Source organism: Polaromonas sp. P1_G2 (genome assembly GCF_056405515.1).
Genome location: NZ_JBFUBY010000153.1, coordinates 1 through 10,095 on the forward strand (window position 1 = coordinate 1; position 10,095 = coordinate 10,095).

Consider the following 10,095-nt stretch of genomic DNA (forward strand, 5'->3'; position numbering starts at 1 on the left):
GCTCGCGCCGTGTTTCACGCGCGAAAGGTATCGACGTGGCCGTGTTCCGCAATGACCAGGACCAGGTGTTCGCCTTGCTGGACCGCTGCCCGCACAAGGGCGGCCCGCTGTCGCAGGGCATTGTGTTCGGCACCAGCGTGGCCTGCCCGCTGCACAACTGGACCATAGGCCTGGCCGACGGCTGCGCCAGGGAGCCCGACGAGGGCTGCACCCCCAAGTTCAGCTGCAAGGTGGAAACCGGCCAGGTCTTCCTGGACGCCACCGAGCTGGACACGCTGGCGCTGGACCTGCAGCCGCCGCGCGCCGGCCCGGGCGCTTCCGCGGGCGCACTCGGCGACGAGAGCTTCAGCGTACAGGCACCCCACACCGCGTGATTTGAAGGCGCCCCCGAACCTCCATGACTGATACTCGATCAACCTGTCCTTATTGCGGTGTCGGCTGTGGAGTGATTATTGAGTCACAAGATGACGAGATCACGGGTGTGCGCGGCGACCCGGATCACCCGGCCAACTTCGGCCGGCTCTGCACCAAGGGTTCGACGCTGGCGCTGACCGCCTCGGCCGCTGTCACGCGGCAGACGCGCCTGTTGCAACCGATGCGGCGCGAGCACCGGCATGAGGCGCCCAAGCCGGTGTCCTGGGACAGCGCGCTGGACTTTGCCAGCGAAAATTTTGCGCAGATCATCCGCGACCACGGCCCCGATGCAGTGGGCTTTTACATTTCGGGCCAGTTGCTGACCGAGGACTACTACGTCTTCAACAAGCTGGCCAAGGGCCTGATAGGCACCAACAACGTCGACACCAACTCGCGCCTGTGCATGAGCAGCGCGGTCGCCGGATACAAGCAGACGCTGGGCGCCGATGCGCCGCCCGCCTGCTACGAAGACGTGAACCATGCGCAGTGCATCTTCATCGTCGGCAGCAACACGGCTTATGCCCACCCCATCCTGTTCCGGCGCATCGAAGAAGCCAAGGCCGCCAACCCGGCGCTGAAGATCATTTTTTGCGATCCGCGCCGCACCGACACGGCCGAGATCGCCGACCTCTACCTGGGCATACAGCCCGGCACCGACGTCTCGCTTTTCAACGGCATGCTGCATATCATGCTGTGGGAGGGCTGGACCGATGCGGCCTACATCGCGGCGCACACCACGGGTTTTGACGCGCTCAAGGCCACGGTGCGCGACTACACGCCCGACCTGGTGGCCGAGACCTGCGGCATCAAAAAGGAAGACCTGCTCGCCGCGGCCAGGCTGTTCGCGACCTCGGCCGCCACACTGAGCCTGTATTGCCAGGGCCTGAACCAGTCCAGCAGTGGCACCGCGAAGAACGCCGCCCTCATCAACCTGCACCTGGCCACCGGCCAGATCGGCAAGCCCGGCGCCGGGCCGTTCTCGCTGACCGGCCAGCCCAATGCKATGGGCGGGCGCGAGGTCGGCGGCCTGGCCAACCTGCTGAGCGCCCACCGCGACCTGGCCAATCCTGAACACCGCGCTGAAATCGCCGCCTTGTGGGGCGTGCCCTCGGTGCCGGAGAAACCCGGCAAGACCGCCGTCGAAATGTTCCAGGCTGCCGCCGACGGCGAGATCAAGGCCTTGTGGATAGTCTGCACCAACCCGGCCCAGTCCATGCCCGACCAGGCCACGGTGCGTCGCGCAATGGAGCGCGCCGAGCTGGTGATCGTGCAGGAGGCTTTTGCCACCACGTCCAGCTGCGACTATGCCGACCTGCTGCTGCCCGCCACCACCTGGGGCGAAAAAACCGGCACGGTGACCAACAGCGAACGCCGCATCAGCCGCGTGCGGCCGGCCGTAGCCGCGCCCGGGGAAACGCGCCATGACTGGGCGATTGCAGTGGACTTCGCGCAGCGGCTTGAGGTTTTGCTGAAGGCAGCGGGTTCCCGTCCCGGCCTTCCCTCTCCGGAAGAGGACGTGAGAGAGGCCCCACCCCTTCCGCGCCCCACCCTTTTCCCCTACCCCCTGCAGGACGCCACCCTCGCCGTGGAGGTCATCTGGAACGAACACCGCGAATCCACCCGCGGCCGCGACTTGGACATCACCGGCCTGAGCTACGCGCTGCTTGAGGAAGAACCGCGGCAGTGGCCCTTCAAGCCGGGCGACACGGCGGGCAAGGCCAGGCTCTATGAAGACGGCGTCTTCCCCACTGCCGACGGCAAGGCCCGCTTTGCCAACACCGTCTACAAGCCGGTGGCCGAGCCGCGCGAATCACGCTACCCGTTTTCGCTGACCACCGGCCGGCTACGCGACCAGTGGCATGGCATGAGCCGCACCGGTACGCTGGGCCGTCTGTTCGGCCACGTGGCCGAGCCGGCGGTGCAGATGAACGCCCAGGACATGGCGCGCCGCCTGCTAAAAGACGGCGACCTGGTGTACGTGACCTCCAAGCGCGGCTCCATCGTGGTGCCGCTGCAAGCCTCGCCCGAAGTGGCGGTCAGCCAGGCCTTTATCGCCATGCATTGGGGCGAGGAGTATTTGAGCGGCCAGTCCACCAGCGGCACACCGCTGGCCGGCGTGAATGCGCTGACCACCTCGGCCTATTGCCCGAGCTCCAAACAACCCGAACTCAAACACGCAGCTGTCAAGATCCTGAAGGCCGAGATGTCGTGGACATTGCTGGCCATGGCGTGGCTGCCGGAGGGCGACGTGTTGACAGTGCGCGAACAGCTCAAGCCCCTGATGGCGCAATTTCCTTTTACCAGTTGCGTGCCGTTTTCGAACAACACACCACTGGCCGATCGGGGCAGCGAACGCAGCGGTGTGCTGTTTCGCGCCGCAAGCCATGAGACGCCGCCCGACGAAATGCTGGCGGCGCTGGAACGCATTTTTGGCCTGGATGCGCCGGACGTGCTGCGCTATGCCGATCGCAAGAAGGGCCAGCGCCGCACCATGCGGCTGGTGCGCAACGGAGGCGACGCCCACCTCGCGGGTTTTGTGCTGGCGGGCGACACCAGCGCCCAGGCCTGGATCAGGACCCTGCTACAGGACGAGCTGGCCGCGCAATCCTACGGCCGCCTGCTGCTGCTGCCCGGCGCCAAGCCGCCGTTGGCGGTGCAGTCGCGCGGCAAACCGGTATGCACCTGCTTTAACGTGAGCGACATGGCCATCGATGAGCATCTGGCGCTGCTCAGCCGGGGCGGCGGTGGTGGTGGCCACCTGGGCACCGACGAAGAAAAGCTGGCTTCACTGCAAGCCACGCTCAAGTGCGGCACCAATTGCGGCTCCTGCGTACCGGAACTCAAACGCCGGGTGCGTTCGGCGCGCAACGACGCTGTGGCCCCAGCACCGCGCACCGTGATCCCGATCCGGCAAGTCGTTTAAGCTCATAACAAGAAGTTATCTGCATTCGCGGACAATCACGCTTATGGGTATTAGCCAGTACATCAAGGAAATCGGGCGCGGCAAGGACGGCGCCCGCGCCCTGACGCGCGAGCAGGCCACCGACCTGATGGGCCAGGTGCTGGACGGCACGGTGACCGACCTCGAAATCGGCGGCTTTTGCCTGGCCATGCGCATCAAGGGTGAAACGCCCGAAGAAATGGCGGGTTTCCTCGACGCGCTGCACCAGCGCCTCGCGCATTTCCCCGCGACCGAAACCCCCACTGTGGTGCTGCCCAGCTACAACGGCGCGCGCAAGCTGCCGGTGCTGACACCCCTGCTGGCCCTGCTGCTGGCGCGCGAAGGCGTGCCGGTCCTGGTGCACGGCACCCCCACCGAATCGAGCCGGGTGTTCGCCTCCGAAGTGCTGCAGGCCCYGGACATCCATGCGCTGTCGGCCGTGCGCAAAATCGGCCTTGGCGAGGCGGTCTTCGCGCCGACCGAGTTGCTGCTGCCCTCCCTCAAGCGCCTGCTGGACGTGCGCCGCGCCGTGGGCCTGCGCAACCCGGCGCACAGCCTGGTCAAGATCATGAGCCCCTGCCTGGGCAAAAGCCTGGTGGTGAGCAGTTACACCCATCCGGAATACGCGATATCGATGGCGCGGACCTTTGAGCTGACCGGTGCCAACGCGATGCTGCTGCGCGGCACCGAAGGCGAAGGAGTGGCCGATGCCCGCCGCATGCCGCAGATGGAGGCATTCATCAGCGGAAAACGCTCGCTGCTGCAGGAAACCCAGGCCGGCACCCTGGCTTCCCTGCCCGAGCTGCCCAAGACGGTGGACGCCGCCGCCACCGCGGCCTATATTCAATCGGTGCTGGCCGGCGACAAGCCGGTGCCGCCATCGATTGCCAGGCAGGTGGAACATATCTTGCTGCTGTTGCCTCAAATCAAATAAACCACCATGACCCACGGAAAAGTCACCCTTGTCGGCGCCGGGCCCGGCGACCCGGAACTGCTGACGCTCAAGGCCCTGAAAGCCATCCAGCGCGCAACCGTGCTGCTGGTGGACGACCTCGTGAGCGACGAAATCGTGGCCTTCGCGCAGCCCGGCGCGCGCATCGTCTACGTGGGCAAACGCGGCGGCTGCAAGTCCACGCCCCAGGCCTTTATTGAAAAACTCATGCTGATGGCCGCTCGCGAAGGCGAAGACGTGGTGCGGCTCAAAGGCGGCGATCCCTTCATCTTCGGCCGCGGCGGCGAAGAGGTCGAGCACCTGCGCGAGGCCGGCATCGAAGTGGACGTCGTCAACGGCATCACCGCAGGCCTGGCCGCCGTCACCTCGCTGGGCGTGCCGCTCACGCACCGCCAGCATGCGCATGGCGTGGTCTTCGTCACCGGCCATGCAAAACCCGGCGACAGCGGCACCGACTGGAGAGCCCTGGCCGCCACCGCGCACAGCGCGCGCCTCACGCTGGTGATTTACATGGGCGTCAGCGGTGCGGAGCGCATCCAGGACGAGCTGCTGTCGGGCCTGCCGGCCGCCACGCCGGTTGCCGTGGTGCAGAGCGCCTCGCTGGCCACGCAGCGCCACATCACCACCACCCTGGGCGAGTTGGCAACGGCGATACGCGATGCCGGCATGGCCAGCCCGTCCGTCATCGTCGTGGGCGACGTGATCAGCGGTGTGGCGCTGGCCGCTGCGCATCCCGACGCAGTCCGCGCGGCCTAAGTCCCGCGTCACACCGCTGTCACGCGCGGTGCCTAAGCTTCCGGTCTTTCGACTGGAGCATTCATGTCTCACCGTTTTCTGGCCGGCGCGCTGCTGGTGCTCAGCATGGCTTCTGCGCAAGCGCAAAGTTTTTCATTCGGCCTGTGGGGCGACATGCCCTATCAAAAAGCCGGCGACGACCCGAAGATTCCCGCACTGCTCAAAAGCATCAACAAGTCGGACATCGCTTTTTCGATCTACGACGGCGACATCAAAGACGGCAGCTCCAAATGCAGCGATGACATTTATGCAGCGGCGCTCACCATGTTCGGCGAACTGAGCAAGCCCGTCATCTATGTGCCTGGCGACAACGAGTGGACGGACTGCCACCGCCTGAACAACGGCGGCTATGACGGCCTGGAGCGCCTGGCCTACCTGCGAAAAACCATGTTCCTCACCGCGCGCAGCTTGGGCAAGCGCACCCTGCCACTGGTTCACCAGGCTCCGCTGGGCGAGAAGTTCGTGGAGAACACGCGCTTTGCGCACCAGGGCATCGTGTTCGCGACACTGAACGTGCCAGGCAGCAACAACAACAAGATCCTCGACGACAAAGACTGCACCCAGAAGAGCGCGCGCACCGCGGCCCACTGCGAAGCCTCGAATGCCGAATACCTGGAGCGCGACGCGGCGAATGTGCGCTGGCTGCAGGAGGCTTTCGCCCAGGCCAAGGCCGGCAAGGCGCGCGGCCTGGTGCTGGTGATCCAGGCCGACCCGGGCTTTGACCTGCCGGAAACCGAAGACAAGGACGAGAGCCAGGCGCCAGGCGTCAGCGGTTACCGCAACTTCATCAGCAGCGTCATCGCCGAAACAGAGCAGTTCTCCGGCCAGGTCTTGCTGGTGCACGGCGACACGCATTTCTTCAAGGTCGACAAGCCGCTGTACAGCCCGACCAAGCTGCTCGCCAACCTCACACGCCTGCAAACCTTCGGCAGCCCGCTGATCCACTGGGTTCGCGTGACCGTGGAGCCTAAAAATCCCAATGTGTTCACGATCCATCCGGTCATCGTGAAGCAATAGGCTCCGGCCCCCGAGGCCGTGCAGGCGGGGCAAGCGCTGCACGGCTTCTCGTCTCGCGGCTACACTCCCGAAGTCAAACAACAGCAGAGGGAAAGACGCGATGCTCGAAAAACTCAACGACTTGACGGGAAGCCACGGCGAACTGCGGCCCGGCCGCGGCATCATGAGCGGCGTGATCGCGCTCGGCCTCGGCGTGCTGTGCTTCCTGGGCGTGCTGGCCTTTCATTTCCCCGAATACCTGACCACGCCCGAGCTGCGCAGGAGCTACAACGTCGACATCATCCGCATCGTGATGTTCACCTCGCTGGTGATCGCCGGCGGTATCTCGCTGGTCAACATCATCTTCAACCGCTCGCGCTGGCTGGCCGGCGCCGCCTTCCTGCTGGTGGTGGCCACCGCGCTGCTGGGCGGCCACAAGGTGCCGGTGAACGACTTCGCCGACAACACGCCCTACATCGGCCTGGACTGGTTCATCCTGGACTTGCTGGGTTCGTCGCTGATCTTCATCTTCATTGAAAAGCTGTTCGCGCTGCGCAAGGACCAGCCGGTATTTCGCGCCGAGTGGCAGACCGACCTCCACCACTTCATCGTCAACCACATGATCGTGGGCTTCGTGCTGCTGGCCACCAACCTGATGGTGCACAAATTCTTCGGCTGGGCCGCCAATGACGGCATCCGCGGCTGGGTGCAGGGCCTGCCCTTCTGGGGCGGCGTGCTGCTGATCGTGCTGGTGGCCGACCTGGTGCAGTACTGGACGCACCGCGCCTACCACGAGGTGCCCGTGCTGTGGCGTCTGCACGCCGTGCACCACAGCGCCAAGAGCATGGACTGGCTGGCCGGTTCACGCCAGCACATCCTGGAACTGCTGATCACCCGCACGCTGATCCTCGCGCCCATCTACGTGCTGGGCTTCTCCAAGGAAGTGATAGACGCCTACATCGTGATCGTCGGCTTCCAGGYGGTGTTCAACCATGCCAACGTGAGCGTGCGCCTGGGCCCGCTGCGCTACATCATCGTCACGCCCAACTTCCACCACTGGCACCACAGCCAGGACCAGGAGGCGCTGGACCGCAACTACTCGGCGCACTACGCCTTCATCGACTACCTGTTCGGCACGGCCGTCAAAAGCACCAAGCTTTGGCCCGAACGTTACGGCGTGCTCGGCGACTATGTACCCAACGGTTTCCTCAAGCAACTCAAGTTTCCGTTCACCTGGAAGCCGTGAACCTGGCGCAATGGTTCAGGGGTGGATTTGACCCATCAATTTGACGCCGTCGTGATAGGCGCGGGCGCCGCCGGCCTGTTCTGCGCGGCCCAGGCGGGCCAGCGCGGCCTCAAGGTACTGCTGGTGGACCACAGCGAAAAAGTCGCCGAAAAAATCCGCATCTCGGGCGGCGGCCGCTGCAACTTCACCAACCGTGACGCCACACCCGCGCAGTTCCTCAGCGAGAACCCGCACTTCTGCCGCTCGGCGCTGTCGCGCTACACGCCGCAGGACTTCATCGCCCTGCTGCAGCGCCACAACATCCCTTTCCACGAAAAGCACAAGGGCCAGCTGTTCTGCGACCGCTCGGCCGAGGATGTGATCAACATGCTGTTGGCCGAATGCGAGGCCGGAAATGTCACGCGCTGGCAGCCCTGCGGCATCCAGGGCCTGAAAGGCCCCCAGGAGGCGGGCGGCAACTACGAACTTCAAAGCGACCGCGGCCTGGTCACGGCGCCGCAGGTGGTGATCGCCACCGGCGGCCTGTCAATTCCCAAGATCGGGGCCACCGATTTCGGTTACCGCATCGCGAAACAGTTCGGCCTGCGCCTGGTGGAGCCGCGCGCCGCGCTGGTGCCGCTGACCTTTGACGGCGAAGCCTGGGCGCCCTATGCCCAGCTGGCCGGCCTGGCGCTGCCGGTGCTTATTGAGACCAGCCCCGTCGATGCGACGCCCAAGCAGCGCAAAAAAGCGGTGGTCTTCTCGGAAGACCTGCTCTTTACCCACCGCGGCCTGAGCGGCCCGGCCGTGCTGCAGATTTCCAGCTTCTGGCGCGAAGGCCAGCCGATAAGCATCAACCTCGCCCCCGGCGTGGACCTGCCGGCCCTGCTGCTGCGCGCCAAAGGCAGCTCCAAAAAACTCATCGCCAACGAACTCGCCACCCTGGTGCCCAGCCGGCTGGCCGACGCCTGGGCCAGCACCGACCCGGCGCTGCAAAAACCCATCAGCGAGGCGACCGATAAAGCGCTGCTAGGCCTGGCCGCGCGCCTGGCAGACTGGCAACTGACGCCGAATGGCTCCGAGGGTTACCGCAAGGCCGAGGTGACCGTCGGCGGTGTTGACACGCGCGACCTGTCGTCGCAAACCCTGGAGTCGAAGCAGCCGGGGCTGTACTTCATCGGTGAAGTGGTGGATGTGACCGGCTGGCTGGGCGGCTACAACTTCCAGTGGGCCTGGGCCTCCGCGCATGCCTGCGCGCAAGCGCTGACACCGGCGCGCTAGGCCTGCCGGGCCTCCTGGGCCAGCTTCCACTCGCGCGGTGACTGGCCGCTTTGCGCCTTGAAGGCGCGCGACAGCGCCGCCTCGCTGCCATAACCGACCTCCGCGGCAATCAGCTTGAGCGGCCGGTCGCGGCGCAGCGCCTGCTGCGCCAGCCCCACCCGCCAGCGCTGCAAATACACGCCGGGCGTGCAGCCGACCGTATCGCGGAACTGGTTGGCGAACACACTGCGCGACATGCCCGCATGATCGGCGAGCGCCTCCAGGCTCCACTCTTGCCCGGGACTCTGGTGCATCGCGACAAGGGCGTGGCGCAGGCGCGGGTGCGAGAGCCCCGCCAACATGCCGGAGCGGGTTTCGCCGCTTTCCATCAGGTGCCGCAGCACCTGGATCAGCACCACATCAAAAAGCCGGTCCAGCAGCGCCTGCCGGCCGCAGCGCTGCTCAAAAGCCTCTTCGAACAGCAGTTGCAGGACGCCGGCGGCGCCCTCGATCTGCGCCAGCGGCAGGCACACAAAGGACGGCAGCGCCGCGGCGATCGGGTTGGCCGCGCCGCCCTCAAAGCGCAGGTGCGCGCACACAAAGTCGGCGCCACGCCGGCTATCCGTGATGAAGCGGTGCGCCATCGGCCTTGGGTAAAGCAGCAGGCAGGGGCCGCTGACACGCATCACCTCGGCGCCGCCATGGCTGATGCCGACTTCGCCGCTGCGCACGAGGTGAAGCTGGCCGGTGCCCTCCTCCTCGCCCAGTTCGTTGACGCCGCAAAGTGCGCCGGAATGGAACACATTCGCGCTCACCGAGAAATGCCGTAGCAGGGCTTCAAGCCGGTCGCTCATAAATACTCCAGATCAATTTTTTAGGATTATTAAGCACTTATCGTATTTTGCGAAGCGTAAAGTTTGTTCTGTCGATCCCGACTTGTTGCAACCCTCTCAAAGGAACACCATGAACGCTCTCACCCGTCTCGCCGCCGCCGCCGCACTGGCCGCCGCCGTCACCGCCAGTCCCGCGATGGCCGCAGACGCCGCTACGGCGCAACCCGCGGCGTCCGCCGCACGCAGCGCCAGCTACATCACCACCCCGGACGGCGTGCAAATTTATTACAAGGACTGGGGCCCCAAGAATGGCCCCGTGGTGAGCTTCAGCCACGGCTGGCCGCTCAATTCGGACAGCTGGGAATCGCAGATGATCTTCCTGGCATCGAAAGGCTACCGCGTCATCGCCCATGACCGGCGCGGCCACGGGCGCTCCAGCCAGCCCTGGGACGGCAACGACATGGACCACTACGCCGCCGACCTCGCAGCGGTGATCGACACGCTGGGCGTGAAAGACGTGACGCTGGTGGGTTTTTCGACCGGCGGCGGCGAGGTGGCGCGTTACATCGGCCGTTACGGCACCGCGAAAATCAAAAAAGCCGTGCTGGTCAGCGCCGTGCCGCCCCTGATGCTGAAAACGGCGGCTAACCCGGGCGGCCTGCCGATCGAGGTGTTCGAC

The 10,095-nt window shown here is 65.5% G+C and carries 9 protein-coding genes; 8 read left to right on the forward strand and 1 reads right to left on the reverse strand.

From position 1 onward, the window contains the following. The 7 genes from AC1D0P_RS15870 to AC1D0P_RS15900 all read left to right on the forward strand — a co-directional run. On the forward strand, positions 1-374 hold a 374-nt coding region (locus AC1D0P_RS15870), incomplete at its 5' end, for a nitrite reductase (NAD(P)H) small subunit (protein WP_477677625.1). 23 nt (positions 375-397) lie between these two features. Then, complete coding sequence (locus AC1D0P_RS15875; RefSeq protein WP_477677626.1) at positions 398-3,337, forward strand: nitrate reductase; 2,940 nt, start codon at positions 398-400, stop codon at positions 3,335-3,337. A gap of 43 nt (positions 3,338-3,380) precedes the next feature. Next, on the forward strand, positions 3,381-4,289 hold the full coding sequence (ybiB, locus tag AC1D0P_RS15880; protein ID WP_477677627.1) for a DNA-binding protein YbiB: 909 nt from the start codon (positions 3,381-3,383) through the stop codon (positions 4,287-4,289). 6 nt (positions 4,290-4,295) lie between these two features. Continuing rightward, positions 4,296-5,063, forward strand: coding sequence for a uroporphyrinogen-III C-methyltransferase (gene cobA, locus AC1D0P_RS15885; RefSeq protein WP_477677628.1), 768 nt, complete (start codon positions 4,296-4,298; stop codon positions 5,061-5,063). 63 nt (positions 5,064-5,126) lie between these two features. After that, positions 5,127-6,119, forward strand: coding sequence for a hypothetical protein (locus AC1D0P_RS15890; protein WP_477677629.1), 993 nt, complete (start codon positions 5,127-5,129; stop codon positions 6,117-6,119). 100 nt (positions 6,120-6,219) lie between these two features. Then, positions 6,220-7,344 (forward strand): sterol desaturase family protein, encoded by a 1,125-nt coding sequence (locus AC1D0P_RS15895; RefSeq protein WP_477677630.1) that lies wholly within the window; start codon positions 6,220-6,222, stop codon positions 7,342-7,344. A gap of 27 nt (positions 7,345-7,371) precedes the next feature. After that, complete coding sequence (locus AC1D0P_RS15900; protein ID WP_477677631.1) at positions 7,372-8,604, forward strand: BaiN/RdsA family NAD(P)/FAD-dependent oxidoreductase; 1,233 nt, start codon at positions 7,372-7,374, stop codon at positions 8,602-8,604. Here AC1D0P_RS15900 and AC1D0P_RS15905 read toward each other — a convergent pair. Continuing rightward, the gene (locus AC1D0P_RS15905; RefSeq protein ID WP_477677632.1) at positions 8,601-9,437 is read right to left on the reverse strand and encodes a cupin domain-containing protein; all 837 of its coding nucleotides are present in this window, start codon (positions 9,435-9,437) and stop codon (positions 8,601-8,603) included. The two genes, AC1D0P_RS15900 and AC1D0P_RS15905, sit on opposite strands and share 4 nt — an antisense overlap. 109 nt (positions 9,438-9,546) lie before the next feature. Between AC1D0P_RS15905 and AC1D0P_RS15910 the strand changes: the two genes are divergently transcribed. Next, a partial coding sequence (locus AC1D0P_RS15910) for an alpha/beta fold hydrolase (protein ID WP_477677633.1) occupies positions 9,547-10,095 on the forward strand: 549 nt, incomplete at its 3' end.